The 26219-nt window shown below is 61.2% G+C and carries 24 protein-coding genes; 12 read left to right on the top strand and 12 right to left on the bottom strand.

Annotation, left to right across the window (positions count from 1 at the left end):
- Positions 1-114 precede the first annotated feature (114 nt).
- From ACEN8R_RS18240 to ACEN8R_RS18255, 4 genes are all read left to right on the top strand, one after another.
- A complete protein-coding gene (locus ACEN8R_RS18240) occupies positions 115-1638 on the top strand; it encodes a fumarate hydratase (protein WP_007938826.1) in 1524 nt (507 codons plus the stop codon).
- Between the two features lie 217 nt (positions 1639-1855).
- Positions 1856-3616 (top strand): sensor histidine kinase, encoded by a 1761-nt coding sequence (locus tag ACEN8R_RS18245; RefSeq protein WP_086944484.1) that lies wholly within the window; start codon positions 1856-1858, stop codon positions 3614-3616.
- Positions 3616-4950, top strand: a complete 1335-nt coding sequence (locus ACEN8R_RS18250) for a sigma-54-dependent transcriptional regulator (protein WP_018926548.1) — start codon at positions 3616-3618, stop codon at positions 4948-4950. The genes ACEN8R_RS18245 and ACEN8R_RS18250 overlap by 1 nt, the downstream gene beginning before the upstream one ends.
- 313 nt (positions 4951-5263) lie before the next feature.
- Positions 5264-6583, top strand: a complete 1320-nt coding sequence (locus ACEN8R_RS18255; protein ID WP_018926549.1) for an MFS transporter — start codon at positions 5264-5266, stop codon at positions 6581-6583.
- Positions 6584-6649: 66 nt separating this feature from the next.
- On the opposite strand, the gene ACEN8R_RS18260 is transcribed toward ACEN8R_RS18255, so the two are convergent.
- A complete protein-coding gene (locus ACEN8R_RS18260; RefSeq protein ID WP_018926550.1) occupies positions 6650-7405 on the bottom strand; it encodes a COG4705 family protein in 756 nt (251 codons plus the stop codon).
- A gap of 206 nt (positions 7406-7611) precedes the next feature.
- Between ACEN8R_RS18260 and ACEN8R_RS18265 the strand changes: the two genes are divergently transcribed.
- The gene (locus ACEN8R_RS18265; protein ID WP_018926551.1) at positions 7612-7803 is read left to right on the top strand and encodes a hypothetical protein; all 192 of its coding nucleotides are present in this window, start codon (positions 7612-7614) and stop codon (positions 7801-7803) included.
- A 160-nt stretch (positions 7804-7963) separates the two neighbouring features.
- The gene (locus ACEN8R_RS18270; protein WP_018926552.1) at positions 7964-8593 is read left to right on the top strand and encodes a flavin reductase family protein; all 630 of its coding nucleotides are present in this window, start codon (positions 7964-7966) and stop codon (positions 8591-8593) included.
- Here ACEN8R_RS18270 and ACEN8R_RS18275 read toward each other — a convergent pair whose 3' ends face one another.
- Both ACEN8R_RS18275 and ACEN8R_RS18280 read right to left on the bottom strand, forming a co-directional pair.
- Positions 8594-8824 carry a hypothetical protein gene (locus ACEN8R_RS18275; protein ID WP_018926553.1) on the bottom strand — a complete coding sequence of 77 codons (231 nt, stop codon included), beginning with the start codon at positions 8822-8824 and terminating at the stop codon, positions 8594-8596.
- Between the two features lie 41 nt (positions 8825-8865).
- Positions 8866-9219, bottom strand: a complete 354-nt coding sequence (locus ACEN8R_RS18280) for an antibiotic biosynthesis monooxygenase family protein (RefSeq protein ID WP_258613204.1) — start codon at positions 9217-9219, stop codon at positions 8866-8868.
- A gap of 336 nt (positions 9220-9555) precedes the next feature.
- On the opposite strand from ACEN8R_RS18280, the gene ACEN8R_RS18285 reads away from it, so the two are divergent.
- Positions 9556-10485 (top strand): AraC family transcriptional regulator, encoded by a 930-nt coding sequence (locus ACEN8R_RS18285; RefSeq protein ID WP_258613203.1) that lies wholly within the window; start codon positions 9556-9558, stop codon positions 10483-10485.
- 123 nt (positions 10486-10608) lie between these two features.
- Here the strand turns inward: ACEN8R_RS18285 and ACEN8R_RS18290 are convergent, their stop codons facing one another.
- The 6 genes from ACEN8R_RS18290 to ACEN8R_RS18315 form a co-directional block, all read right to left on the bottom strand.
- Positions 10609-11664, bottom strand: a complete 1056-nt coding sequence (locus tag ACEN8R_RS18290; protein ID WP_018926556.1) for an ABC transporter ATP-binding protein — start codon at positions 11662-11664, stop codon at positions 10609-10611.
- An 18-nt stretch (positions 11665-11682) separates the two neighbouring features.
- The gene (locus tag ACEN8R_RS18295; protein ID WP_258613202.1) at positions 11683-12531 is read right to left on the bottom strand and encodes an ABC transporter permease; all 849 of its coding nucleotides are present in this window, start codon (positions 12529-12531) and stop codon (positions 11683-11685) included.
- Positions 12528-13436 carry an ABC transporter permease gene (locus tag ACEN8R_RS18300; RefSeq protein ID WP_019581522.1) on the bottom strand — a complete coding sequence of 303 codons (909 nt, stop codon included), beginning with the start codon at positions 13434-13436 and terminating at the stop codon, positions 12528-12530. Before ACEN8R_RS18300 ends, ACEN8R_RS18295 begins: the two co-directional genes overlap by 4 nt.
- A 203-nt stretch (positions 13437-13639) precedes the next feature.
- The gene (locus ACEN8R_RS18305; RefSeq protein WP_019651395.1) at positions 13640-14743 is read right to left on the bottom strand and encodes an extracellular solute-binding protein; all 1104 of its coding nucleotides are present in this window, start codon (positions 14741-14743) and stop codon (positions 13640-13642) included.
- A 218-nt stretch (positions 14744-14961) separates the two neighbouring features.
- On the bottom strand, positions 14962-16410 hold the full coding sequence (locus ACEN8R_RS18310) for an aldehyde dehydrogenase family protein (protein ID WP_258613201.1): 1449 nt from the start codon (positions 16408-16410) through the stop codon (positions 14962-14964).
- Positions 16411-16418: 8 nt separating this feature from the next.
- Positions 16419-18056 (bottom strand): 5-guanidino-2-oxopentanoate decarboxylase, encoded by a 1638-nt coding sequence (locus ACEN8R_RS18315; protein ID WP_258613200.1) that lies wholly within the window; start codon positions 18054-18056, stop codon positions 16419-16421.
- Between the two features lie 159 nt (positions 18057-18215).
- Here ACEN8R_RS18315 and ACEN8R_RS18320 point away from each other — a divergent pair, with 159 nt between their 5' ends.
- Positions 18216-19097, top strand: a complete 882-nt coding sequence (locus tag ACEN8R_RS18320; RefSeq protein ID WP_018926562.1) for a LysR substrate-binding domain-containing protein — start codon at positions 18216-18218, stop codon at positions 19095-19097.
- Positions 19098-19227: 130 nt separating this feature from the next.
- Here ACEN8R_RS18320 and ACEN8R_RS18325 read toward each other — a convergent pair whose 3' ends face one another.
- Together ACEN8R_RS18325 and ACEN8R_RS18330 are read right to left on the bottom strand one after the other, a co-directional pair.
- A complete protein-coding gene (locus tag ACEN8R_RS18325; RefSeq protein WP_138866899.1) occupies positions 19228-19842 on the bottom strand; it encodes an NAD(P)-dependent oxidoreductase in 615 nt (204 codons plus the stop codon).
- A gap of 208 nt (positions 19843-20050) precedes the next feature.
- On the bottom strand, positions 20051-20932 hold the full coding sequence (locus tag ACEN8R_RS18330) for an MBL fold metallo-hydrolase (protein ID WP_477744536.1): 882 nt from the start codon (positions 20930-20932) through the stop codon (positions 20051-20053).
- Positions 20933-21046: 114 nt separating this feature from the next.
- On the opposite strand from ACEN8R_RS18330, the gene ACEN8R_RS18335 reads away from it, so the two are divergent.
- On the top strand, positions 21047-21952 hold the full coding sequence (locus ACEN8R_RS18335) for a LysR family transcriptional regulator (protein ID WP_019581528.1): 906 nt from the start codon (positions 21047-21049) through the stop codon (positions 21950-21952).
- A gap of 94 nt (positions 21953-22046) precedes the next feature.
- Positions 22047-22223, top strand: a complete 177-nt coding sequence (locus ACEN8R_RS18340) for a hypothetical protein (protein WP_167331182.1) — start codon at positions 22047-22049, stop codon at positions 22221-22223.
- A gap of 20 nt (positions 22224-22243) precedes the next feature.
- Here ACEN8R_RS18340 and ACEN8R_RS18345 read toward each other — a convergent pair whose 3' ends face one another.
- Positions 22244-23155 (bottom strand): helix-turn-helix domain-containing protein, encoded by a 912-nt coding sequence (locus tag ACEN8R_RS18345; protein ID WP_018926567.1) that lies wholly within the window; start codon positions 23153-23155, stop codon positions 22244-22246.
- A 179-nt stretch (positions 23156-23334) separates the two neighbouring features.
- Here ACEN8R_RS18345 and pobA point away from each other — a divergent pair, with 179 nt between their 5' ends.
- Together pobA and ACEN8R_RS18355 are read left to right on the top strand one after the other, a co-directional pair.
- The gene (gene pobA, locus ACEN8R_RS18350; RefSeq protein ID WP_018926568.1) at positions 23335-24528 is read left to right on the top strand and encodes a 4-hydroxybenzoate 3-monooxygenase; all 1194 of its coding nucleotides are present in this window, start codon (positions 23335-23337) and stop codon (positions 24526-24528) included.
- 78 nt (positions 24529-24606) lie between these two features.
- Complete coding sequence (locus ACEN8R_RS18355) at positions 24607-26124, top strand: MDR family MFS transporter (RefSeq protein ID WP_018926569.1); 1518 nt, start codon at positions 24607-24609, stop codon at positions 26122-26124.
- Positions 26125-26219: the final 95 nt, after the last annotated feature.

Consider the following 26219-nt stretch of genomic DNA (forward strand, 5'->3'; position numbering starts at 1 on the left):
TTAGCGTCGCGCCAGCATGCCCGGCGTGCCTTGAAAGGTGTCTGCGACCGACCGATGCACCCAAGCCGCAGGCACCTTATTGAATGTTCCCGTCTTTTAGAGGAGCGCGACTCGATGACCGTGATCAAGCAAGACGACCTGATTCAGAGCGTTGCTGACGCACTGCAATTCATTTCTTACTACCACCCCGTGGATTTCATCCAGGCGATGCACGAGGCCTACCTGCGTGAAGAATCGCCGGCAGCCCGCGATTCCATCGCGCAAATCCTGATCAACTCGCGCATGTGCGCCACCGGCCACCGCCCGATCTGCCAGGACACCGGCATCGTCACCGTGTTCGTGCGCGTAGGCATGGACGTACGTTGGGATGGCGCCACCATGGGCCTGGACGACATGATCAACGAAGGCGTGCGCCGGGCTTACAACCTGCCGGAAAACGTCCTGCGTGCCTCGATCCTCGCCGACCCGGCGGGCGCTCGTAAAAACACCAAGGACAACACCCCGGCCGTTATCCACTACTCCATCGTTCCGGGTAACACCGTGGAAGTGGACGTGGCGGCCAAGGGCGGCGGTTCCGAGAACAAGTCGAAAATGGCCATGCTCAACCCGTCCGACTCGATCGTCGACTGGGTTTTGAAAACCGTTCCGACCATGGGCGCCGGCTGGTGCCCACCGGGCATGCTCGGCATCGGCATCGGCGGCACCGCCGAGAAAGCCGCCGTGATGGCCAAGGAAGTGTTGATGGAATCCATCGACATTCACGAGCTTAAAGCACGCGGCCCGCAGAACCGTATCGAAGAGATGCGCCTGGAGCTGTTCGAGAAGGTCAACCAACTGGGCATCGGTGCCCAGGGCCTGGGCGGTCTGACCACCGTGCTCGACGTGAAGATCATGGATTACCCGACCCACGCCGCCTCCCTGCCGGTGTGCATGATCCCGAACTGCGCCGCCACCCGTCACGCGCACTTCGTGCTCGACGGTTCCGGCCCGGCCTCGCTGGAAGCGCCACCGCTGGACGCCTACCCGGAAATCGTCTGGGAAGCCGGCCCGTCGGCCCGTCGCGTCAACCTCGACACCCTGACGCCGGAAGAAGTGCAGAGCTGGAAGCCGGGCGAAACCGTCCTGCTCAACGGCAAGATGCTCACCGGTCGCGACGCCGCGCACAAGCGCATGGTCGAGATGCTGAACAAGGGTGAAACCCTGCCGGTGGACCTGAAAGGTCGCTTCATCTACTACGTCGGCCCGGTTGATCCGGTGCGCGAAGAAGTGGTTGGCCCGGCTGGCCCGACTACCGCTACGCGGATGGACAAGTTCACCCGTCAGATCCTCGAGCAAACCGGCCTGTTGGGCATGATCGGCAAATCCGAGCGCGGCCCGACCGCAATCGAAGCGATCAAGGACCACAAAGCCGTTTACCTGATGGCAGTCGGCGGCGCGGCTTACCTGGTGGCGCAAGCGATCAAGAAATCCCGCGTGGTGGCGTTCGCCGAACTGGGGATGGAAGCGATCTACGAGTTCGACGTGAAAGACATGCCGGTCACCGTTGCGGTGGACAGCAAGGGTGAGTCGGTACACATCACTGGCCCTGCGATCTGGCAGCAGAAGATCAGCGAAAGCCTGGCGGTGGAAGTGCAGTAAGCGCTTCAGTCTGCCCGTACGGCCGGCTCATCGTTATGGATGACCCGGCCGTTTTTTTTATCCAGTGTCCAAACCGTTCGCGATAGAAAAACCTGGTACTTTGGCAACTCTCAAGCCTGTCAGTCGCCCGAACGATCGGTGAGTGCGCGAACAGGACGCCGAGCCGATCACCTGCATGGTATGGTGCCCGCCCGACTTACTCTCTGTTTGCGCCAGCATGCTGCCGACCTCCCGTACCCTGCGTCTGTCGTTGTACTCCCTGCTGATCGTCGCCGGTGCCGTCCTCGCCGCCACCCTGGCCATCCGCCACGCCGAACGCCAGGCGCTGGAAGAAGACGCCGCCCGCGCCAACCAGCAACTGGCGCTGTACGCCAATTCCCTGCATACCCTGATCGACCGCTACCGCGCCCTGCCCGCCGTGCTGGCGCTGGACCCGGAGTTGCGCGCCGCGCTCGATGGCCCGGTAACGCCTGAGCAGCAGGACGCACTGAACCGCAAACTGGAAAAAATCAACGGTGCCGCGCAGTCCTCGACCCTGGAACTGCTCGACCGCACCGGCCTGGCCGTGGCCGCCAGCAATTGGCGTTTGCCCAGCAGTTACGTCGGCCACAACTACGGTTTTCGCCCTTACTTCAGCCAGACCCGCACCCAGGGCGCCGGGCGCTTTTATGCGGTAGGCGTCACCAGTGGCATTCCCGGTTACTTTCTCTCCAGCGCGGTGACCCGCGACAGCGGCGAGTTCCTCGGCGCCATGGTGGTGAAACTGGAATTCCCGGAGCTGGAGCGCGAATGGCGTCAGGGCAGCGACACGTTGCTGGTCAGCGATGCACGCGGGATCATCTTCATTGCCAACCAGCCGGGCTGGCGCTATCGCCTGTTGAAACCGTTGAACGACAGCGATCACACCGAGCTCAAGGCCACCCGCCAATACGACAAACAACCGCTGACACCGCTGGATTACCAATCGCTGCAGCGCTTTGACGACAACAGTGATCTGGCGCGCGTCGTCGGTCCTGACGGCACGGAAAACTACTTGTGGGAATCGCTACCGCTGACCACTGAAGGCTGGACCTTGCACCTGCTGCGCCGCCCACAAGTCGCCTTCGAAGACATCCGTAACGCCGCGCTCGCCGCTGCCGGGTTGTGGCTGGCGCTGGTGTTTCTGTTGCTGTTCCTTAATCAACGCTGGCGACTGGCCAAAATGCGCCAACGCAGCCGCGAAGAACTCGAACAACTGGTGGAAGAACGCACCCGTGACCTGCGCACCGCTCAGGACGGACTGGTGCAATCGGCCAAACTCGCGGCGCTGGGGCAGATGTCCGCAGCGCTGGCCCATGAAATCAATCAGCCCCTGACCGCCCAGCGCATGCAGCTTGCTACGCTGAGGTTGCTACTCGATCACGGCCGGGTCGACGACGCCTACAAGGCGCTCAAACCGGTGGACGACATGCTCACGCGCATGGCTGCCCTCACCGGCCACCTGAAAACCTTCGCGCGCAAAAGCCCCAGCGGTTTGCGCGAACGGCTGGATCTGGCGGCGGTGGTGGATCAGGCCCTGCAATTGCTCGACGCGCGCCTGCGCGATGAACAGGTCAGCCTGGTGCTGCATCTGACCCGTCCGGCCTGGGTGCGTGGCGATGCGATTCGTCTGGAACAGGTGCTGATCAACCTGCTGCGCAACGCCCTGGACGCCATGCAGGGCAAACCCTGCAAGCGTCTGGAAATCCGCCTCGAAGCCGATGAACAGCTATGGCGCCTGAGTGTGATCGACAATGGCGGCGGCATTGCCGAAGAACACTTGAGCCAGGTGTTCGATCCATTCTTTACCACTAAGCCGGTGGGTGATGGCCTGGGCTTGGGGCTGGCCGTGTCCTTTGCCATCGTCCACGAAGCGGGCGGACGCCTGAGCGCCGATAATGGCGAAAAAGGCGCGGTGTTCAGCCTGACGTTGCCCATTGATCTGGAGGTAGCTGCCTGATGCTCAATTCGGTGATGGTGGTCGATGACGAAAGCAGCATCCGCAGCGCCGTCGAACAGTGGCTGAGCCTGTCGGGGTTCGAGGTGCAGCTGTTCAGCCGCGCCGATGAGTGCCTGGCGCAACTGCCGAAACACTTCCCTGGGGTGATTCTCAGCGATGTGCGCATGCCCGGCATGAGCGGGCTGGAACTGCTGGCCGAAGTGCAGCGCCGCGACGCCGATTTACCGGTGATCTTGCTGACCGGTCACGGCGATGTGCCGATGGCCGTCGAAGCGATGCGCGATGGCGCCTACGATTTCCTCGAAAAACCCTTCAGCCCGGAAACCCTGCTGAGCAGCCTGCGTCGGGCGCTGGACAAGCGCCGGCTGGTGCTGGAAAACCGTGCCCTGCACGAGCAGGCCGACAATCGCGCCAAACTCGATGCCACCCTGCTGGGAGTGTCCCGTGGTTTGCAGACGCTGCGCCGGCAAGTGCTGGATCTGGCGACGCTGCCGGTCAATGTGCTGATCCGTGGCGAAACCGGCAGCGGCAAGGAACTGGTTGCCCGCTGCCTGCACGACTTCGGTCCCCGCGCCGACAAGCCCTTCGTCGCCTTGAACTGCGCGGCGATTCCCGAGCAGTTGTTCGAGGCCGAACTGTTCGGCCATGAGAGCGGCGCGTTCACCGGCGCCCAGGGCAAACGCATCGGCAAGCTCGAATACGCCGACGGCGGCACACTGTTTCTCGATGAAATCGAAAGCATGCCGCTGGCGCAGCAGGTGAAACTGCTGCGGGTGTTGCAGGAGCAGAAGCTCGAGCGATTGGGCTCCAATCAGAGTATCCACGTGGATTTGCGGATCATCGCCGCGACCAAACCCGACTTGCTGGATGAAGCCCGGGCCGGGCGTTTTCGCGAGGACCTGGCGTATCGCTTGAACGTCGCCGAGCTGCGGCTGCCGCCGTTGCGTGATCGGCGTGAAGACATTCCACTGCTGTTCGAGTTCTTCGCCCAGAGTGCCGCCGAACGCCTTGGCCGTACCTTTCCACCGTTGAGCGGGCCGCAATTGAGCCATCTGCTGAGCCACGACTGGCCGGGCAATGTACGCGAACTGGCGAACGTCGCCGAGCGCCAGGTGCTGGGCCTCGGCGAACCGGAACCGGTGGGGATCGATCCCGGCCAGTCACTGGCGGCGCAGCAGGAAGCCTTCGAAGCGCATTGCTTGCGCGCGGCGCTGACCCGGCATAAGGGCGATGTGAAAGCGGTGCTTGAAGAACTGCAACTGCCGCGCCGTACCTTCAATGAAAAGATGCAGCGCCATGGGTTGAGCCGGGAGATGTTCATATCCGACACATGACCTGTGGCGAGGGGGCTTGTCGGAACGCCGCATCGCCCCGTTCGGCTGCGAAGCAGTCGTAAAATCTGCAAATGTGGTGTACCTGAAAAAATGCCGGGGAGCGCTTCGCACTCCAACGGGGGCAAGCCCCCTCGCCACAAGTGATCGGCGGAAATCCGCTCATACTTACGCATACCTTGAGCGACTATCCGCTCAACAAAACCTCTCACCCCCTCTAAACCGGCCCTCCTCTCCTTGGCACAGCTCCTGCTATAGCCCCTGCAGGCTGCGTTTACACGCGCTCCACAAAAACAATTAAACGAAGGATCCTTCAATGGATAACTCCAACGCCCTGCCCCTTGGGTCGGCTGCCGTGCCGGCTAAAGAAAGAAGCACCGCCAGCCGGATCAAATCGATCTTCAGCGGCTCTGTCGGCAACATGGTCGAGTGGTATGACTGGTACGTCTACGCCGCCTTCTCCCTGTACTTCGCCAAAGTCTTCTTCCCCAAAGGCGACACCACCGCCCAACTGCTCAACACCGCCGCAATCTTCGCCGTGGGCTTTTTGATGCGCCCGATCGGCGGTTGGCTGATGGGCCTCTACGCTGACAAGGCCGGCCGTAAAGCCGCGCTCATGGCGTCGGTCTACCTGATGTGCTTCGGCTCGCTGCTGATCGCCCTGAGCCCGGGCTATGAAACCATCGGTATCGGCGCGCCGATCCTGCTGGTGTTCGCCCGCCTGCTACAAGGTTTGTCGGTGGGGGGTGAGTACGGCACCTCGGCGACGTACCTCAGCGAGATGGCGACCAAGGAACGTCGCGGCTTCTACTCCAGTTTCCAATACGTGACGCTGATCTCCGGCCAGCTCATCGCCCTGGGTGTGCTGATCGTGCTGCAAAACTTCCTGACCACCGAAGAGCTGTACGCCTGGGGCTGGCGCATTCCGTTCGCCATCGGCGCGTTGTGTGCCGTGGTCGCGCTGTACCTGCGTCGCGGCATGGAAGAAACCGAGTCGTTCACCAAGAAAGAGAAAGCCCGAGAAAGCGCAATGCGCACCTTGCTGCGCCATCCCAAGGAACTGATGACCGTGGTCGGCCTGACCATGGGCGGCACGCTGGCGTTCTACACTTACACCACGTACATGCAGAAATACCTGGTGAACACCGTCGGCATGAGCATTTCCGACTCCACCACGATTTCCGCGGCCACGCTGTTTCTGTTCATGTGCCTGCAACCGATCATCGGCGGGCTGTCGGATAAAGTCGGTCGTCGGCCGATCCTGATTGCCTTCGGTATTCTCGGGACGCTGTTCACCGTACCGATCCTGACCACCCTGCACACCATCCAGAGCTGGTGGGGCGCGTTCTTCCTGATCATGGCGGCGCTGATCATCGTCAGCGGCTACACCTCGATCAACGCGGTGGTCAAAGCCGAATTGTTCCCGACCGAAATCCGCGCCCTGGGCGTCGGCCTGCCGTACGCACTGACCGTGTCGATCTTCGGCGGCACCGCTGAATACATCGCCCTGTGGTTCAAGAGCATCGGCATGGAAACCGGTTACTACTGGTATGTCACGGCGTGCATCGCGGTGTCGTTGCTGGTGTACGTGACCATGAAAGACACCCGCAAGCATTCGCGGATCGAGACCGACTGACAGCAATATTGATAGTGGCTGTACCGTCCTCTTCGCAGGCAAGCCCGTGAAGAGGACGACTCAGTCTCAAGTCAACTCGGCCGCCGTCTGCTTCGCGTACTTGCCCTGCACGTAAGACGCCCCCGCAATCATCACCACCAGAACCCCCGCCAACACCAGCGACGAACCGATGGTGCCGAAATCCAGGCCACCCTTTGCATGGGGTTTGGTCAGGAAGTCGCCCAAGGTTGCGCCGAATGGCCGCGTCAACACGAACGCCACCCAGAACAGCAGCACCGACGAAATCTTCGTGAAGTATTTCAACAGCACCACCAGCGCAATGGTCGAACCGATCAACAGTGCGCCGCCGGCAAAACCCAGGCCCGAGTCGTCGGCCAGGTAATCGCCAAGCGCCGTGCCCAGGGTGTTGGAAAACAGAATCGCCATCCAATAGAACATCTCGCCCCGGAAGGTCTGGACCTTGGTGACGTTCAGCGAATCGCCGCTCAAGCGCCAGGCCGCGAATATCCCCAGCAGAATCGCAATCAGGATCATCGAACCCGTGGCGTAGCCCAATTCAAGGGTGCGGTCCATGAAGTCGGACATGGTGGTGCCAGCGGTGCTGGTCGACAGAATCACGATCCAGTACAGCACCGGCTTGTAAGTTTTGGACATCAACTGCGTGACCAGCGTCAGCACAAAGACGCTGATCAGGATCAGCGAGCTGATGGCGTAACCGACATTAAGGGTCATCGATAACAAATCCCCCGCGGTTTCACCCAGGGTCGTTGCGCAGATTTTCATGACCCAGAACGCCAGGGTGATCTGAGGAAGTTTATTCATTCAAGGCAAGCTCCAGTTCGTGGCAGTCGTTTCTTCGGGTTATTGACCGGTGCGCAGACTGGCGGTGGAGCGGTGAAAAATAGGTAAGTGCAGGATGAAAATTCTGTCACGCAGACAAGAGAGCCCGATTAATCGCTGGTTAATGCCCAGTACGCATCCTGCCCCCCGTCGATCAATTCATTGCAATGTGCAAACTGGAGTTACCCATGAAAACCAAACTGATGCTTGCCCTGACCCTCTCTGTGCTGGCGGCCAATACCTTCGCCGCCGATGGTTACGACCGCACCGGTTCCGCCGTCTTCACTGCGCAAAGCAACACCGCTGACGACAGCCGCACCGACGCGGCCAAAGTCGCTACCGACAGCGTCGATCGCACCGACGCTGCCCGTACCAACTGATCCCTGTACGCACCACACAGCCCGGCTCTGGCCGGGCTTAGTCATTTCTGGGGAAAGCAAAACCCGGTGATCGCCACAGAAGCCCCACTCCCACTGATTGAAATCTGCCGCTGGCCCTTGCACCATGCTCACCTCCCGAACGCCCTCAGGAACTCACTCCATGCCCGACGATATCCACTTCTACGAACCCGCCAACGGCCATGGCCTGCCCCATGATCCGTTCAACGCCATCGTCGGCCCGCGTCCCATTGGCTGGATTTCCTCCCAGGACGCCAACGGTCGCCTGAACCTGGCGCCCTACAGCTTCTTCAACGCCTTCAACTACATCCCGCCGATCATCGGGTTTTCCAGTGTCGGGCGCAAAGACAGCCTGAACAACATCGAGCAGACCGGCGAGTTCGCCTGGAACCTGGCGACGCGTCCGCTGGCCGAGCAGATGAACCAGAGCTGCGCCATGGTCGGGCCGGAAGTCAACGAGTTCGAACTGTCCGGGCTGACCACCGCCGCGTCGAAGATCATTCAGGTGCCACGGGTCGCCGAAAGCCCAGTGTCCTTCGAGTGCAAGGTCACGCAGATCATTCAGTTGCAGCGCGCCAACAAGGAAGTGGTGCCGAGCTGGCTGATTCTCGGCGAAGTGGTCGCCGTGCACATCGCCAAATGGCTGTTGAAGGATGGGGTGTACGACACCGCCGCGGCAGAACCGATTCTGCGCGGCGGCGGGCCAGCGGATTATTTTCAGCTGGGGCCAGAGGCACTGTTCAAGATGTTCCGCCCGGGGGCGGTCAAGTGATTACCAGAGCAGGTCGGCGTCTTGTTTGACGTCTTTGAGGTGGGTCAGCTCTTTGGCCGCGGCCTCGTCGGCTTCATGAGCGGTCTTGAACGTCTGGCCTTCCAGCACTTTGTGAAAAACCGGGGCACCGGAACCACCGAGGGCTTTGACGGCAATCGCGGCGTGGTAACCGCCCTCGCTCGGTACTACTGCTGAAACGGCTTCGAAGTGTTCAAAAGCTTTACGTGCCATGTCGCGGATCCTGGCTAATGGAGAGTTGCGCCATTAAACCCTCAACCGGCCAGTTTGTGTACCGCTGCCTGGGACTGGCCGAGGGCCTGGGTCGCCGAGACATCCTTGAAAGTATGGAAATCCAGGCTGTTGACCACCATTTCCTGCACCAGCTCGGTAAAAATCTGCATCGCCGGGCTGCCGAAGTAAGCGGTCATCGCCTGTTGGCTGGCCCAGAAACCGGACACCAGCCACAGCTCGGGATCACATTGCGAGTGCTGCAGGGCGAAGCTCAGGCAACCCGGCGCGTTGCGCGACGGTTCGATCAGGGCGCTCAGGCGCGCACCGAGTTCTGCCGAACGCCCGGCGCGGGCGCGAACGAAGGCCATATGACTGACGGGGATCTGCGTAGACATGTTCAACCCTCCCAGGGAGTCGAGTGGCAGCCGTGGGACGGGCTGCGACAGGATCCAAGATTAGGCGGCGCATCACAGTCAGCGTTAGTCGATTTCTGCCGGCTTATTGCACAATCCTGCGCAACTGCAAAAAGCCTCTGTAACAGCGCGCAAAGTATTGTCACACCGCTGTCACACCACTTTTAAGCAAGTTTCATCCACATTGCCCTGCTATGGCAGCCTCGTGTATTCACCCCGCGCAGAATCAGGCAAGCTTTTGACAGGATGTGTCTACCGCTGTCCCTTGCACAAATTTAAGCTCGGCCCATGACCAACACTTCACGGAGGATTCCCTGCATGTCGTCGCTCGATCACTTTCAGGCTCCGCTTCCCGCTGACATGGAAAAACAGCGCGCGGAACTGGCCGACCTCATCCGTCGCAACACGCTGGACGATGGTTCCTATGCCACCGCCGTCGGTTCGCTGTTCATGTCGCGTCACAGCAAATCCCATGATTTCGCCCCGGGGCTGGCCCAACCGGCCCTGTGCATCATGGCCCAGGGACGCAAGGAAGTTCGGTTGGCGGACGAACACTTCAATTACGACCCGCTGAATTACCTGGTGGTATCGGTCTCGATGCCCCTGAGCGGGCGGGTGGTGAATGCCTCGCCCGAAGAACCGATCCTCGCGGTGCGGCTGGACATCGACCCGGCGGAAATCACCGCGCTGATTGCCGACGCCGGCCCCATCGGCCTGCCCACACGGCCCACGGGCCGAGGCCTGTATGTCGAGCGGATCGACGCGGCCATGCTCGACGCCGTGCTGCGCCTGGCGCGTTTGCTGGACACACCGAAAGACATCGCCATGCTGGCGCCGCTGATTCGTCGGGAGATTCTGTATCGGCTGTTGCGCAGCCAGCAGGGACATCGGCTGTATGAGATTGCCATCGCCAACAGCCAGAGCCATCGCATCAGCCAAGCGATCAAATGGCTCAACGGCAATTATGAGCAACCGCTGCGCATCGACGACCTGGCGCGGGAAGTGAACCTGAGCGTGTCGACGCTGCATCACCGCTTCAAGGCGATGACGGCGATGAGTCCGCTGCAGTATCAGAAACAGTTGCGCCTGCAAGAAGCGCGGCGGTTGATGCTGGCCGAAGGGCTGGAAGCGTCGGCGGCGGGGTATCGGGTGGGGTATGAAAGCCCTTCGCAGTTCAGCCGCGAGTACAGCCGATTGTTCGGGGCACCGCCGCTGCGGGATTTGGCGCGGTTGCGGTTGTCCGTGTAGTCAGATTCATACCCTGTAGGAGCGAGGCTTGCCCGCGAAGGCGTCGTATCAGCCAGCATCAATGCTGAGTATGAAATAGCCTTCGCGGGCAAGCCTCGCTCCTACGAGGATGGCGGTGTTTGTTCAGGCGCTCAGTACTCGGCACGCCTCAGCCGGCAAGGTCACCGACACCGGATTGCCAATGCTCAACCCAACGTCCTGACACGGCGTGCTCAACGCGGTAAACGACACCCCGGAACATTCGACGGTGGTTTCGATGGTCGCGCCGATATCCCGCACAAACGTCACCTTACCCAGCAAGCGATTCCCCGCCGTCGCCTGGGGTTGCGACAATTGCAGGTCTTCGGGGCGAATCAGCATTTTCACCTTCTCCCCCACCACGATGCTGCTGCAGATCGGCACTTGCAGCGCATCACCGCCGGGCAGGCTGACCTTGCCATTGCCCAACGCCGTGGCCGGGAAAATATTCCCCGAACCGATGAAGTCCGCGACGAATTCATTGGCCGGGTGCCGATAAATCTCAATCGGCGTGCCCACCTGCTGCACCCGATGCTCACCCAGCACCACCACGATGTCGGCCATGGTCATGGCTTCGCGCTGGTCGTGGGTGACCATGATGGTGGTGATGTTCAAGCGCTGTTGCAGCTGACGGATTTCCACCTGCATCGACTCGCGCAACTTGGCGTCCAGCGCCGACAGCGGTTCGTCGAGCAGCAGGATTTTCGGCCGCGAAGCAATCGCCCTCGCAATCGCCACGCGCTGACGCTGACCGCCGGAGAGTTTTGCCACTGGGCGATCAATCATTTCCTGCAGTTGAATCAGCTCAAGCAACTCCACCACCCGCGCCTGCTGATCGGCCTTGCTGACCCCACGCAGTTTCAACGGATAGGCAATGTTCTCCCCCACCGTCATGTGCGGGAACAGCGCCAGGGATTGAAACACCATACCGAAATTGCGCTGATGCGCAGGGGTATGGCCGATGTCTTCACCGTCCAGGCGAATCTCGCCGCCGGTCAGGGTTTCGAGCCCGGCGATCATCCGCAGCAAAGTGGTTTTACCGCAGCCCGACGGGCCGAGGAAACACACCAGTTTGCCCTCGGGCAAATGCAGGTTTACATCCTTTACCGCGCAGGCCGAGCCGTAATGTTTCTCGACGTTTTCCAGAATCAGACCAGTCATTTGAATCACCTCAAGAAATCAGAACGAAACGCCGCCTTCGCCAACCAACTTTTCCAGCGCCCAAATGAGCACGAAGTCGATCAGCACGATCAGCACGGCAAACGAGAAAACGGTAGGGTCGAGCGATGACACGGTGCGGCTGTACATCCAGATCGGCACGGTCATGACGTCGATGGTGTAGAGGAAATAGGTCACGGTGAATTCGTTGAACGAGACGATGAACGCCAGCAGCATGCCCGCCAGAATCCCCGACTTCATCAACGGCACCACCACATCGACAATCGCCCGAGTCGGTGAAGCGCCGAGCATTTGCGCGGCCTCTTCGACTTCGCTGCCGATGGAGAGCATCGCTGCCGTGCAGTTTTTCACCACGAACGGCAGCGCCAGAATCACATGGGCAATCACCAGCCGCGAGGTGGTGATCTGGAATGGCAGGCTGTCGAACACCAGCAGCAAGGCCAGGCCCAACACCACCATCGGGAACACCAGTGGCAGCGACATCAATTGCAGCGCCACGGCCTTGCCACGGAACTCGCAACGGGTCAGCGCGTAAGCCGCCGGCACCGCGATGATCGTGGCGAAGATCATGGTCAGGCAGGCCACCATCAGGCTGGTGCTCATGGCTTTGCCCAGGCTCAGCACGTCGCTGGCATCCGGTGAGACGAAGGTGTGCCAGGCGGCCTTGTACCATTGCAGGCTGTAGCTGCTGGGCGGAAAGTCGAGGTTCGACGCGCCGCTGAATGACATGACGATCATGGTCAGGATCGGCAGCACCGCCAACAGCAAAATGAAGCCCGAGAGGATGCCGGCGAACTTGCCGGTATCGCCCGGCAGCAACGACTGACGCTTCTTGATCAAAGTGCTCATTGGGAAGCCTCCAGCATGCGCCGACGACGGCCAGTGATGTATTCGGACAAGGTCATGATGGCCAGGGTGGTAACGATCAGTACCACGCCGGCAGCGGACGCGGCGGGCCAATTCATCAGCGGGGCGATCTGGTCATGGACCATTACCGCCAGCATCGGCACGCGCCGACCGCCGAGCAGCAAAGGCACCACGAAGCTGCTGGCGTTGTAGGCAAACACCAACGTCGCGCCGGTGATGATCCCCGGAAAACTCATCGGCAACACCACTTGGCGAAACACCTGCAGGCGACTGGCGCCCAAGGTTGCAGCGGCTTCTTCGTAAGTGCGGGCGACTCCGCGCATGGCACTGGCAATCGGCAGCACGGCCAACGGGAACGCGGTTTGCACCAGGCCCATCAACACGCCGTTCTGGTTGTACAGCAGCATGATCGGCCGCTTGATCAGGCCCAGGCCCATCAACGCCTGATTGAGCATCCCGCCCGGGCCGAGAATCACCAGCCAGCCATAGCTTTGCAGTAACAGGTTGACCAGCAACGGCAACAGCACCGCCGCCAGGAAAATCCGCCGCACGAACGGTGAGGTCAGCCGCGACATGGTGTAGGCCACCGGGATCGCCAGCAGCACCGCGATCACCGCGCTGATCAGCGCCAGGCGCAGGGTCAGCAGCAAGGATTTGAGGTAGTACGGTTCCAGCAATTGCGCGTAACTGGCCAGGCTGAAGCCGGACCACTCCGCACCTTTGGTGCCCACGCTCATGCGCAGCACCAGGAGGCTGGCGGCAATCAGCACGCCGAGAAACAGCATCGACGGCGAGAGGAAAAACCACGCACGCACTGTCGGTGAGACACCCCGATTAGCGCGCGTGGGTGCGACGCTTACCGGATGGGTCAGAGGTTGGTGTTCCATAGCAAGGGTCTCGTCAATGGAAAGCAGCAAGACTGAGATTCGGCAAAACCTGTGGCGAGGGAGCTTGCTCCCGCTGGGTTGCGCAGCGACCCCAATCAATCACCGCGCCCTTTCAGATAGAACGCGGTGCCTGGTTTTGCGGCTGCTACGCAGCCGAGCGGGAGCAAGCTCCCTCGCCACAATGAATCTTCAAACCGCAGAAATCAGGAAGAAAAGATTTCCGTGTAACGACGAATCCATTGGTCATGCACGGTGGCCAGGAAGGCGTTGTCGTGCATGATCGCCTTCTCGGCAATCTGCTCCGGCGTAAGGATGTACGGGCTCTTGCGGGCTTCGGCGGAGATGATCGCCTTGGCGTTGACCGGACCGTTGTAGATGTCTTCGGCCATCTTGCCCTGCACCAGCGGGTCCAGAGAGTGGTTGATGAAGGCGTAGGCCAGGTCGGTATCGCCCGGACGGTTTTTCGGCATCACCGAGAGCATCAGGTCGGTGTAGAAACCTTCCTTCATGCCGAACGTGGCGCCCAGACCGTAGGCCGGGTCGCGGATCTGTTTCGGGAAAAACGCCGGTGCGTACAAGCCGCCCATGTCCAGCGACCCGGTGCGGAACAGCTCGGCGATCTGGTTCGGGTTTTCACCCAGGGTCACCACGCGGCTCTTGAGCTCGGCGAGTTTCTTGAAGCCCGGCTCGATGTTGTGTTCGTCACCACCGGCCAGTTTGGCGGCGATGATGATCAGGTCCATGGCCTCGGTCCAGTTCGGCGGCGGCAGGAAAATGTTCGGCGCCAGGTCGGCGTCCCACATCGCGGCGTAGCTGTCCGGGGCTTCTTTCTGGGTACGGGTGCTGTAGACCAGGCTGTTGCACCACAGCAGGTAACCGATACCGTGGCCATTGGCGCCGGTGCGATATTTCTCCGGCACGTCCACCAGGTTGGGGATGCGGTTGAGGTCGGGTTTTTCCAGCAGGTTGGCGGCGGCCAGGCCTTCGGCGCCGACGCCGGCCAGGGTGATGATGTCGTACTGTGGACGATCACCGCCGGCCTTGAGTTTGGCGACCATTTCCGAGGTACTGCCGGTGCGGTCAGCGATGACCTTGCAGCCGTACTTGTCTTCGAAGGTCGCCGCGATATTGCGCAATGCTGCAAGGCCCGTGTCATCGGACCAGGTCAGCAAGCGCAGGGTCTTGCCCGCAAAGCGCGTGTCGCTGGCATTGGCCCGGATGAACGGCATGCTCATGGCTGCCGCGGCTACCGACGCCACACCCACGGTTTTGATGAATTGACGTCTGTTCAGATCATGCTTGCCCATGAAGGACTCCCTTTGTTTTTTTAAGTATGAGGTTGGTCGCAACCGTTGCATCCGCGCGGCCAGATCGGCTTAAAGTCCCCGGTTTCAAAGGACTTGAGCTGTGCCGGCGGGTTCATCCTGAGGTCGTGCAAAACACCTGACTATCGATAAAAACTCATTGAAGCCATGACGTTGGCGCATGCCTCATCAAGAGGCATGCGCTCACTGTTTTCGTGCTGTCAGACGGCCCGAATCACATGCTTGATTTCCTGGAACGCCTGCAAACCCCACGGCCCCAATTCGCGGCCGATGCTGCTCTGTTTGTAGCCACCCCAGGCGGTCTGCGGGAAGATCACTTGCGGCGCGTTGATCCACACAAGCCCCGCCTGCAAAGCGCTGGCGACCCGATCGGCGGCCTCGCTGTCGCGCGTGACCACACTGGCGACCAGACCGAACGGGCTGTCGTTGGCCAAGGCGATCGCCTCGGCTTCAGAGCTGAAACTGCGCACGCAAATCACCGGACCGAAAATCTCTTCGCACCACAACGCACTCTCGAGGGGCGCGTCGATGAAAACGGTTGGCTGCAAAAAATATCCGCGCGACAGGTCCGCCGGGCGATTGCCGCCGCAGATCAGCTTCGCGCCAGCGCTCAAACCGCGATCGATGTGGCCCAGCACCCGCTGGTATTGCGCCTGGTTGACCAGTGCGCCCATCTCCACGTTCGGGTCGAACGGGTCGGCCACGCGAATGGCTTCGGCACGGGCCTTCAATCGCGCGACAAATTCATCCGCCAGTTCATCGGCGACCAGCACGCGGCTGGTCGCGGAACACATCTGCCCGGCGTTGAAGAAACCGCCGCCACAGGCCACTTCCACGGCCAGTTCGATATCGGCATCGGCGAGCACCAGCAGCGAGGATTTACCGCCCAGTTCCAGGCTCACGCCTTTCACGGTTTCCGCCGCCCGCTGCATCACCTGCACGCCCACCGCGTTGCTGCCGGTGAAGGAAATCTTGGCGATGCGCGGGTCAGCCGACAGCGGTGCGCCGACCGCAAGGCCGGTGCCGCAGACCAGGTTGAACACACCGTTTGGCACACCGGCCTCGGCAATGATCGTCGCCAGTTCCAGCTCCGGCAGCGGCGTCACTTCAGACGGTTTGAGCACCACGCAGCAACCGGCGGCCAGGGCCGGGGCGAGTTTCCAGGCGGTGGTGACCATCGGGAAATTCCACGGCACGATCAGCCCCACCACACCGCACGGTTCGCGGCGCAAACGGGCGCTGAAATCGTCGCTCGGCAATGCCACGACACTGTCTTGTTTCGCGTCCAGGCCTTCAGCCAGACCGGCGTAATACTCGAAGGTGGCGATCACGTCGTCGACGTCGATGGCCGCTTCGAACAGCGGTTTGCCGTTGTTGCTCGACTGCAACTTCATCAACTGTTCGCGCCCGGCCTGCACGCCCGCGGCGATTCTGCGCAGGATCGCCCCGCGCTCGGCACCGGTGGTTTTCGACCATTGCTTGAACGCGTTGGCCGCAGCCGTGACGGCCTGATCGACAGCGTGAGCATCGCCGCCGTTAACGGTGGTCAGCAGGGCTTCGGTCGCCGGGTTGATCACACGCAGATGTTCGTTGCCAGCGGACCATTGGCCATCGATGAACAGGCCGTCGAGGGTCGTCGGAAAGGTCATGGGAGCACTCATTGCGACACCGCCTTCATCCACTGGGTCTGGTCGATTTCAATCAGGGTCGGGCCCTGACGATCGGTGGCCAGGCGCAACGCATCACGCAAGCTGTCAACACTGTTGACCGCTTCGGCCGCACAGCCCAGGGCCTTGGCCACACCGATAAAGTCCGGGGTATAGATGTCCACGCCCACCGGCTCGATGGCGCGGTTGACCATGTATTTCTTGATCTCTTCGTAGCCCTGGTTATTCCACAGCAACACGATCACCGGCGTACGCGCTTCCACCGCACTGGCCAGTTCCGGCAAGGTGAATTGCAGGCCGCCGTCGCCGATCAGGCACACCACCGGAGGGCGCGTGCCGCCTTCGACGCTGCCACCGAGCCAGGCGCCAATCGCCGCCGGCAAGGCGTAACCGAGGGTGCCGTAACCGGTGGACGAGTTGAACCAGCGACGCGGACGCTCCGGGTTGAAGGTCAGGTTGCCGGTGTACACCGGTTGGGTCGAATCGCCGACGAACACCGCGTTCGGCAATTCGTGCAGCACGGTTTCCAGGAAACGGGTCTGGGCCAGGGTCGGGGCGTCCCAGGTCGCGGCGAGCTCTTCTCGCAAGCGAGCGGCGCGCACCTGGCCCCAGTCGTTGCGGCGCTCGGCCAGCGACTTGTGGGACAGCGCACTCAGCAGGGCCTGGGCGGCATTGCGCGAGTCGGCCACCAACGCCACCTTCGGCGGGTAATTACGCACGGTCTGGTCTGGGTCGATGTCCACGCGCAGCAGCACGCCCGGGATTTCGAAGCCGCCGGCGAAGGTGATGTCGTAATCGGTTTCGGCCAGTTCGGTGCCGATGGCCAGCACCACGTCAGCCTCGGCCACCAGCGCACGGGTGGCCACCAGGCTTTGGGTCGAACCGATCAGCAGCGGGTGGCTGGATTCGAGCATGCCTTTGGCATTGATGGTCAGGGCCACTGGCGCATCCAGCAGCTCGGCCAGTTCAGTCAGCTCGGCCGCCGCATCGATGGCGCCGCCACCCGCGAGAATCAATGGGCGTTTGGCACCGGCCAGCAGGTCGGTCATGCGGCTGATCGCGCTGGGCGAAGCACCGGCGCGGTCGATGTTCACCGGCACGCTGGCGAGCAGGTCATCAGCCTCTTCGACCAGTACGTCCAACGGGATTTCGATGTGCACCGGACGCGGACGCCCGGCCTGGAACAGCGCGAAGGCCCGCGCCAACACGCCCGGCAATTCCGCCGCCGACATCAAGGTATGGGAGAACGCCGCCACGCCGCCGACCAGTGCGCTCTGGTTCGGCAGCTCATGCAGCTTGCCGCGCCCGCCGCCCAATTGGCTGCGCGATTGCACGCTGGAGATCACCAGCATCGGGATCGAGTCGGCGTAAGCCTGGCCCATGGCGGTGGTGATGTTGGTCATGCCGGGGCCGGTGATGATGAAGCACACGCCCGGCTTACCGCTGGTGCGAGCATAGCCGTCGGCCATGAACCCGGCGCCCTGTTCATGACGTGGAGTGACGTGGTTGATGCTCGAACGGGCCAGCCCACGATACAGCTCCACGGTATGCACCCCGGGAATGCCGAACACCTGCTCGACCCCGTAATCTTCGAGTAACTTGACCAATACTTCGCCGCACGTCGCCATGTGTTTGCCCTTTTTGTTCGTTTGAGACGCCGGGCCTGCGCAGTGTTTATGATGGATTGGCAGGCCCGGGAATGGCCTCATTGGAACGGGCGACACATAGCCGCAACAATGGATAAAAAGTCATACTAGCCATGTCCTCACGTCATACCTTGGATCCCAATGAAACGACTGCCTCCCCTGCCGGCGCTGCACACTTTTCTGATCACCGCGCAGTGCTGCAACTTCACCCGGGCCGCCGAACAGCTGCACATCACCCAAGGCGCGGTGAGCCGGCAGATCGCCGGGCTGGAAGATCATCTGGGTTATGAACTGTTCATTCGCCAGGCGCGGGGCTTGAGCCTGACCGCCGAAGGACGTGAGTGGTTGCCACGGGTGCAGCAGATTTTCGGCCTGATCGATGAGGCCGTGGAGCAGATCGGCGAGAAGCGCGAAACCTTGCAACTCAAGGCGCCGACCTGCGTGATGCGCTGGCTGTTGCCGCGCCTGTTGCAGTGGCAAAAGGAACGCCCGGATGTGCCGGTGGAATTGACCACCACGGTGAAACACGGCGTGGACTTTCATCGTGAACAGTTCGACGCGGCGGTGATGTATGGCCCGCCGCCGGAGAGCTCACTGGCCTCCCATCATTTGTTCGATGAGCAACTGACGCCCGTGTGTTCCCGGCCGATGCTTGAAGGGCCACTGGCCTTGCAGACACCGGCAGACCTGCAACAACACTTGTTGCTGCATCCGACCCGGGATGAACGGGACTGGAAAGCCTGGTTGAAAGCGGCGGATATTCATCTGAGTAATGTCGGCAAGGGCCAGCACTTCGAAACCCTGGACCTGGCGATGTCGATGGCGTCCCAGGGGACAGGCGTGGCGATTGGCGATTGGTCGTTGATCGGCGATGACCTGAGCGCCGGGCGGCTGGTCATGCCCTTTGATTTGAAGGTGAAAACCGGATTGGCGTATTACCTGGTGTTCCCCGAAAAACCTGCGCCTTCGCCGAAGTTGCGCGAATTGATGGGGTGGTTGGTGGAGCAGGCGCAGGCACGGTAACCGCCCCCCCGATGATCGTTCCCACGCTCCGCGTGGGAATGCAGCCCGGGACGCTCCGCGTCCCATCCGGAGCCGAACGCGGAGCGTCCGTTGAGGCATTCCCACGCAGAGCGTGGGAACGATCAATCACTCAATACCCGACCGTAAACCGCTGGCGGGAATGCTTCGGTGTTTCCACTTCATCCAGCAACGCGATCGCGTAATCGGCAAAGGTAATCCAGCTGCGGCCCTGCGCACTCACCAGCAAGTCATCCTTGCCGACTCGAAACGTGCCCGTACGCTCACCTTCGACAAACTCCGCCGACGGCGACAGGAAGGTCCAGTCCAGGTTCTGTTCCTGACGCAAGGTGTTGAGGAAATCGGCACCGGCGCTGGCCTCAGCCTTGTACTCCGGCGGAAAACCTTCGCTGTCGATCACCCGTGTGCCGCCCGGCAGCAACAGCGAACCGGCACCGCCCACCACCAGCAGACGCTTGACCCCGGCCTGCTTCACCGGCTCGATGACGGCGCTGGCGGGGATGGTGGAGAAATGTGCAGCACTGATTACTGCATCATGACCAGCGACGGCGGCTTGCAAAGCGGCAGCATCGAGCACGTCGACGTTTTTGCTGACGACACCGGCACGCTGGCCGATTTTAGAGGTGTCGCGGGCGATGGCGGTGACGCTGTGACCGCGACGCAGGGCTTCTTCCAACAGTTGGCTACCGGCACGACCGGTGGCACCGATGATTGCGATTTTGCTCATGACGTTCTCCAGTTGATGTAACTGTGATGTATAGCGTGTGTGTAATCAGCACAACCTTTGTGGCGAGGGAGCTTGCTCCCGCTCGGCTGCGAAGCAGTCGTAAAACCTGTAAATGCGGTGTGCCTGATGGAGTGCAGGGAGCGCTTCGCACTCCAGCGGGAGCAAGCTCCCTCGCCACAAAGGCTTGTTCAGTTTCAGGTCCGACGGGTTACCACTTCATCTCGCCCTTGGCGACTTTGGCACTCAGCTCCAACGAGCTTTCTTCGCCCAGGGTCGGGTAGCGTTTTTTCATCGCGCCGATCAGTTCGGCTGAATCTTTCGCCTTGGCGGTTTCTTCGTCGAACGCCTTGATGTAATCAGCGGTGAACTGCACAGCCGCCAGGGAGCGAGCGCTCTCACCGAGGTAGTGACCCGGCACGATGGTGTTCGGCTTCAAGGCTTCGATCGTGTGCAGCGTCGTCAGCCAATCGGCATGGGACTGCGCGGTCTGGGTATCAGCCATCCACACATGAATGTTTTCGGCGACAACCACACCACCGACCACTGCCTTGATCGACGGAATCCACACAAAGCTGCGATCCGGTTGCTTGCCATCCAGGCCGAGCACCTGCAGTTTCTGCCCTTCCAGCATCAGGCTGTCGCCCTTGAGCACGTGCGGCACGATGGTTTTGTTCGGCACGTCGGCGCCCATTTTCGGACCCCAGAACGCCAGTTTGCCGTCGACGGTTTTCTTGATGTGATCAACGGTCGGTTGCGAGGCCAGCACTTTGGCGTTCGGGAACGCCTGGGTGAGGGTGTCGAGGCCGAAGTAGTAATCCGGGTCACCGTGGCTGATGTAGATGGTGGTCAGTTGCTTGCCGCTGGCGCGGATTTTTTCCACCACTTGTTCGGCCTGGGATTTGCCGAATTGTGCGTCCACCAGAATCGCTTCCTTCTCGCCGCTGACCAGTACCGAGGTCACTGGGAAGATCGCGTTGGTGCCCGGGTTGTAGACGTCCAGGGTCAGGGTCGACGCCGCAGCGGCGTGGGCCGCGAAGCCCAGTGCGGCGGTTGCCAGAAGAATGCGTTTGATTGAAGTGAAGCCGATCATCTGTTGCTCCGTTGTCCGAATGCCGTGCTTGGCGATGGGACAGAGCTTAGTTGCCTGGTTCGATACAAAAAATGCGATGCTTGAACATAGTTTGTTTCTGAAAGCGGGCAAATCATGGATCGTCTACAAGCAATGCGGGTGTTCGTCACGGTGGTGGACCTGGGCAGCCAATCGGCCGCCGCCGATCACCTGGACCTGTCGCGGCCGGTGGTTTCACGGTATCTGGCGGAGCTGGAAGATTGGGTCGGCGCACGCCTGATGCACCGCACCACGCGCAAATTGAGCCTGACCGCCGCCGGCAGTGAAATCCTGCCCCGGTGCCGGCAGATGCTCGATTTATCCAGCGACATGCAAGCCGCCGTCAGCGAGCCGGACGACGCACCGCGCGGCCTGCTGCGGATCAGCGTCAGCACCTCGTTCGGCCAGGCGCAACTGGCCGATGCCATGGCCGCCTACGTCAAACGTTACCCCGGCGTAAGCATCGATCTGCAAATGCTCGACCGCACGGTAAACCTGGTGGATGAGCGCATCGACCTGGCCATCCGCACCAGCAACGACCTGGACCCGAACCTGATCGCCCGGCGGCTGACGGTCTGCCGCTCGGTGATCTGCGCCTCCCCCGCTTACCTGCGCGAGCACCCGGCGCCGCAGCGGGTCGAAGACCTGAGCCTGCACAATTGCCTGACCCACTCCTACTTCGGCAAAAGCCTCTGGCATTTCGAGCAGGATGGCGAACCGGTCTCGGTGCCGGTACAGGGCAACATCAGCGCCAACGAAGCCAGCACGCTGTTGCGCGCGGCGATGGCCGGGGCCGGTGTGGCGATGCTGCCCAGTTACCTGGCCGGCATGCATATCCACAGCGGCGAACTGATCCGCCTGCTGCCCCAGGCCGAGCCCCGTCAGATGAACATCTATGCGGTGTATGCCTCACGCAAGCACATGCCGGTGGCGTTGCGCAGCATGCTGGATTTTCTGGTGCTCAGATTTCCCGAAGAACCGGCATGGGATGTGGGCCTTTAACCGGAGTGAATGTGGGGTGGTTTTGATGGCAACTCACCGGCGCTGACCTATGCTCAAAGCAGTACCCAAGGGTATTCGTTCAGAGGTCAACGCCATGAACATCAAAACAAGAAGATACCTCGCCATTTTCATCACCTGCGCGGCGACGCTGGCGCTGTATGGCACAGCCGCCTGGCGTGTCGAACAGTTGCGCAAAGTGCCCCATGACTTCGCGAGCTGCAACTTCGAGCGCTGCATCCCCCACAGCGCAAGCCTCAACGCCCTCCGCTGACGAACACCTTGTGGCGAGGGTCAGGTCTCGCTCTTCTGATCGGCAGCGTCCTGATCGGCTTTCAAGCGGTCGCGAAAAGCCTTGGGCGAGATCCCCACCCGACGTCGGAACAAGCGTGTGAAGTTGGTCGGATCGGAAAACCCCAGCACATCGGACATTTCATAAATGGTCATGCTGGTGTAGGTCAGCAAGCGCTTGGCCTCCAGCAACTGACGCTCGTGCATGATCTGCAACGCCGGTTGCCCCGCCAGTTCACGGCACGTGCCGTTGAGGTGGGACACGGAAATCCCCAGCCGATGGGCCAGGTCCTCGACCTTGACGTGCTGGCGATAGGTCTCCTCCACCAGCTGGATAAAACCGTTGAGGTATTCCCGGGCACGCTGCGGACGCTGATTGGCAGCGCGGCGCTGGATCACCTGGCGGCTGACCCACACCATGATCACGCTGACCAGAGAATGCATGAGCATTTCCCGCGCCGGCTGATGGCCGGTGTATTCGCTTTGCAGCGCTGAAAACAGGCTGTTGAGGTACTCGCTGTCCTTGCCCGCCGGGTAGCTTTCGGCTTGGGCCAGGGCATTTACCGAATTGCCCAACTGCGCCTGAAGATGGGCGACCAGCGGCGCGGCCAGGGTGACGACGAATCCTTCGACGTCCTCGGAAAACCGATAACCATGCACCGATAACGGCGGCAGGATGATGATTGCCGGCTCAGCCAATTGTGAGCGTTTCCCTTCGATTTCAAGCTCTGCCTGACCTTTGAAGACGAAGAGCAACTGACACAAATCAGCGTGGCGATGGGGTTTTATTTCCCATTGATGTTCGCGGCTGCGTTTTGAAATGGTTTCACAGTGGAGCAAATCGGGGGTCGGCCAATCCAGGCTTTCACCGTAGAGTTTGAACACCGGAATCGATGGCAGGGCGGGCTTGTTCATCACTTCAATCCAGGCCTCGAAGGTAACGGGGCGATAATCGCACCGATTGGCAGAATGTACAGGTATCGGCTCAGTTTTCACCTTCAATTGACGGACCCGCAAGTGAAAAATGCAAGCACTCGATCCATAAAAATCATCCACCGGCGTTGGTCGCGTGGAGCTTGCGAGTCATAAAAACAATGAAAACACTAAAAACCCAAATCGCCATCATCGGCGCCGGCCCCTCTGGTTTGCTACTCGGCCAATTGCTGCATAACGCCGGCATCGACACCCTGATTCTCGAACGCCAGACCCCGGACTATGTGCTGGGACGCATCCGTGCCGGTGTCCTCGAACAAGGCATGGTAGAGCTGTTGCGTCAGGCCGGAGTGGGCCAGCGTATGGACGCCGAAGGGCTGGTCCACACCGGCTTCGAACTGGCCCTGGACGGGCGCCGGGTACACATCGATCTGCAAACATTGACCGGTGGCAAAACCGTGATGGTGTATGGCCAGACCGAGGTCACCCGCGACCTGATGGCCGCTCGTCGGGACACTGGCGCGCAGACAATTTATTCGGCCGGCAACGTCGTCCCCCACGGCATGAAAAGCGCTGAACCCTATGTGACCTTCGACAAGGACGGCGAAACGTATCGACTCGATTGTGACTACATCGCCGGTTGCGACGGTTTCCATGGCGTGGCGCGACAGTCGATTCCTGCCGACTGCCTGAAGGTATTCGAGCGGGTGTATCCGTTCGGCTGGCTGGGGATTCTCGCTGACACTCCGCCAGTTCACGAGGAGTTGGTCTATGCGCGGCATGAACGGGGCTTTGCGTTGTGCAGCATGCGTTCGCCGACACGCACCCGTTATTACCTTCAGGTACCGGCCCAGGATCAGGTCGATGACTGGTCCGACCAACGCTTCTGGGACGAACTCAAATCCCGTCTGCCAGCGGCCCTCGCCGATGTGCTGGTGACCGGCCCGTCGATCGAGAAAAGCATCGCGCCGCTGCGCAGTTTCGTGGTCGAGCCGATGCAGTACGGGCGGATGTTCCTGGTCGGCGACGCCGCGCACATCGTCCCGCCCACCGGTGCCAAAGGCCTGAACCTGGCGGCCAGCGACGTCAGTACGTTGTTCAATATTCTGCTGAAGGTTTACCGCGAAGGCCGTGTTGATTTGCTGGAGAAGTATTCCGAAATCTGCCTGCGGCGGGTGTGGAAAGCCGAGCGGTTTTCCTGGTGGATGACCTCGATGTTGCATCGCTTCGACGAGCACGACGCGTTCAGTCAGCGCATCAGCGAATCGGAACTGGCCTATTTCGTTGACTCCGAGGCGGGCCGAAAAACCATCGCGGAAAACTACGTCGGCCTTCCGTACGAGGCTATCGAATAGGCTCCTATCGACTTACACTGGCGAGCACTCCCGCTCGCCTTGCTCCTTGCGGGTCCATTACTGTCCGCAGGTTTTACCGTGACCAATCTCAACCGGCCTGAAACGCCCAAACCGGCTATTCGCAGCGTGCTGATCGCCCTGATGCTGGCGATCTTTCTGGGCGCGCTGGACCAGACCATCGTCGCTGTGTCGATGCCGGCGATTTCCGCGCAGTTCAAGGACGTCAGCCTGCTGGCCTGGGTCATTTCCGGCTACATGGTGGCGATGACCGTGGCGGTGCCGATCTACGGCAAGCTCGGCGATCTGTATGGCCGCCGCCGGTTGATGCTGTTCGGCATGGGCTTGTTCACCCTGGCTTCATTGTTCTGCGGCATGGCGCAAAGCATGGAGCAACTGGTGCTGGCGCGGATCTTTCAAGGCATCGGCGCCGGCGGTATGATTTCGGTGAGCCAGGCGATCATCGGCGACATCGTTCCACCGCGCGAACGCGGTCGCTATCAGGGCTACTTCAGCAGCATGTACGCGGTGGCCAGCGTGGCCGGCCCGGTACTCGGTGGCTACATGACCGAATACCTGTCCTGGCGCTGGGTATTCCTGATCAACCTGCCGTTGGGCCTGGGTGCCTGGTGGGTGGCTTATCGCACGCTGGTAGGGCTGCCGGTGCCGCAGCGCAAGCCGATCATCGACTACCTCGGTACGTTGCTGATGATCATTGGCCTGACGGCGTTGTTGCTGGGCATCACTCAGGTTGGCCAGGGGCATTCGTGGCGCAGCCCCGAAGTGGCGGGTTTGCTCGGTTGTGCGGTGGCGGTGCTGGCGGTGTTCGTCTGGCATGAACGGCGGGCGCGGGAACCGTTGCTGCCGATGCATTTGTTCGCCAACCGCAATGCGATCCTTTGCTGGTGCACGATTTTCTTCACCAGTTTCCAGGCGATTTCCCTGATCGTGCTGATGCCGCTGCGCTTCCAGAGCGTCACCGGCGCCGGGGCCGACAGCGCGGCACTGCACCTGTTGCCGCTGGCCATGGGCTTGCCGATAGGCGCCTATTTTGCCGGGCGCCGGACCTCGGTGACCGGTCGTTACAAACCGATGATCCTGACCGGCGCGTTGCTCATGCCGTTGGCGATTCTCGGCATGGCGTTCAGTGCGCCGCAGGCATTTGTGCTGAGCAGCCTGTTCATGTTGCTCTGCGGAATCGCTGGCGGCATGCAGTTCCCGACGTCGTTGGTGGGCACGCAAAACTCGGTGGATCAACGGGACATTGGCGTTGCCACCAGCACCACCAATCTGTTCCGCGCTCTGGGCGGCGCAGTGGGCGTGGCGTTGATGTCGGCACTGTTGCTGGCGTTGTTGCAGGATTCCAGTTTCGCGCACCTGGCCGGCTCGTCGCTGATTGCCGAGGGTCGTTCGGGGAATGTCTTGCTCGATGGTTTGAACGCCGCGCCGGGGGATGCGCAAAACGCCTTGCGCGCCGAGCTGCTGCTGACCTTCAGGCATTTGCTGATGGTCAGCGCGGCGGTGTCGCTGCTGGGGCTGGCGGCGGCGATTGCCATGCCGAACAGGGTGTTGCGCGGGCGGGAAGACAAGGTTCGCTAGAAAGACCGAGGCTTGCCCGCGAAGACGTCAGCCCGGACACCACTAACGACCAGGCGTTGTGTTGCTTTCTGTGGCGAGGGAGCTTGCTCCCGTTG

This window comes from Pseudomonas sp. Pseusp15 (genome assembly GCF_059492165.1).

Coding starts and splice junctions, on each gene's coding strand:
- ACEN8R_RS18240 (WP_007938826.1), top strand. CDS start 115: ATGACCGTGATCAAGCAAGACGACCTGATTCAGAGCGTTGCTGACGCA.
- ACEN8R_RS18245 (WP_086944484.1), top strand. CDS start 1,856: ATGCTGCCGACCTCCCGTACCCTGCGTCTGTCGTTGTACTCCCTGCTG.
- ACEN8R_RS18250 (WP_018926548.1), top strand. CDS start 3,616: ATGCTCAATTCGGTGATGGTGGTCGATGACGAAAGCAGCATCCGCAGC.
- ACEN8R_RS18255 (WP_018926549.1), top strand. CDS start 5,264: ATGGATAACTCCAACGCCCTGCCCCTTGGGTCGGCTGCCGTGCCGGCT.
- ACEN8R_RS18260 (WP_018926550.1), bottom strand. CDS start 7,405: ATGAATAAACTTCCTCAGATCACCCTGGCGTTCTGGGTCATGAAAATC.
- ACEN8R_RS18265 (WP_018926551.1), top strand. CDS start 7,612: ATGAAAACCAAACTGATGCTTGCCCTGACCCTCTCTGTGCTGGCGGCC.
- ACEN8R_RS18270 (WP_018926552.1), top strand. CDS start 7,964: ATGCCCGACGATATCCACTTCTACGAACCCGCCAACGGCCATGGCCTG.
- ACEN8R_RS18275 (WP_018926553.1), bottom strand. CDS start 8,824: ATGGCACGTAAAGCTTTTGAACACTTCGAAGCCGTTTCAGCAGTAGTA.
- ACEN8R_RS18280 (WP_258613204.1), bottom strand. CDS start 9,219: ATGTCTACGCAGATCCCCGTCAGTCATATGGCCTTCGTTCGCGCCCGC.
- ACEN8R_RS18285 (WP_258613203.1), top strand. CDS start 9,556: ATGTCGTCGCTCGATCACTTTCAGGCTCCGCTTCCCGCTGACATGGAA.
- ACEN8R_RS18290 (WP_018926556.1), bottom strand. CDS start 11,664: ATGACTGGTCTGATTCTGGAAAACGTCGAGAAACATTACGGCTCGGCC.
- ACEN8R_RS18295 (WP_258613202.1), bottom strand. CDS start 12,531: ATGAGCACTTTGATCAAGAAGCGTCAGTCGTTGCTGCCGGGCGATACC.
- ACEN8R_RS18300 (WP_019581522.1), bottom strand. CDS start 13,436: ATGGAACACCAACCTCTGACCCATCCGGTAAGCGTCGCACCCACGCGC.
- ACEN8R_RS18305 (WP_019651395.1), bottom strand. CDS start 14,743: ATGGGCAAGCATGATCTGAACAGACGTCAATTCATCAAAACCGTGGGT.
- ACEN8R_RS18310 (WP_258613201.1), bottom strand. CDS start 16,410: ATGACCTTTCCGACGACCCTCGACGGCCTGTTCATCGATGGCCAATGG.
- ACEN8R_RS18315 (WP_258613200.1), bottom strand. CDS start 18,056: ATGGCGACGTGCGGCGAAGTATTGGTCAAGTTACTCGAAGATTACGGG.
- ACEN8R_RS18320 (WP_018926562.1), top strand. CDS start 18,216: ATGAAACGACTGCCTCCCCTGCCGGCGCTGCACACTTTTCTGATCACC.
- ACEN8R_RS18325 (WP_138866899.1), bottom strand. CDS start 19,842: ATGAGCAAAATCGCAATCATCGGTGCCACCGGTCGTGCCGGTAGCCAA.
- ACEN8R_RS18330 (WP_477744536.1), bottom strand. CDS start 20,932: ATGATCGGCTTCACTTCAATCAAACGCATTCTTCTGGCAACCGCCGCA.
- ACEN8R_RS18335 (WP_019581528.1), top strand. CDS start 21,047: ATGGATCGTCTACAAGCAATGCGGGTGTTCGTCACGGTGGTGGACCTG.
- ACEN8R_RS18340 (WP_167331182.1), top strand. CDS start 22,047: ATGAACATCAAAACAAGAAGATACCTCGCCATTTTCATCACCTGCGCG.
- ACEN8R_RS18345 (WP_018926567.1), bottom strand. CDS start 23,155: ATGAACAAGCCCGCCCTGCCATCGATTCCGGTGTTCAAACTCTACGGT.
- pobA (WP_018926568.1), top strand. CDS start 23,335: ATGAAAACACTAAAAACCCAAATCGCCATCATCGGCGCCGGCCCCTCT.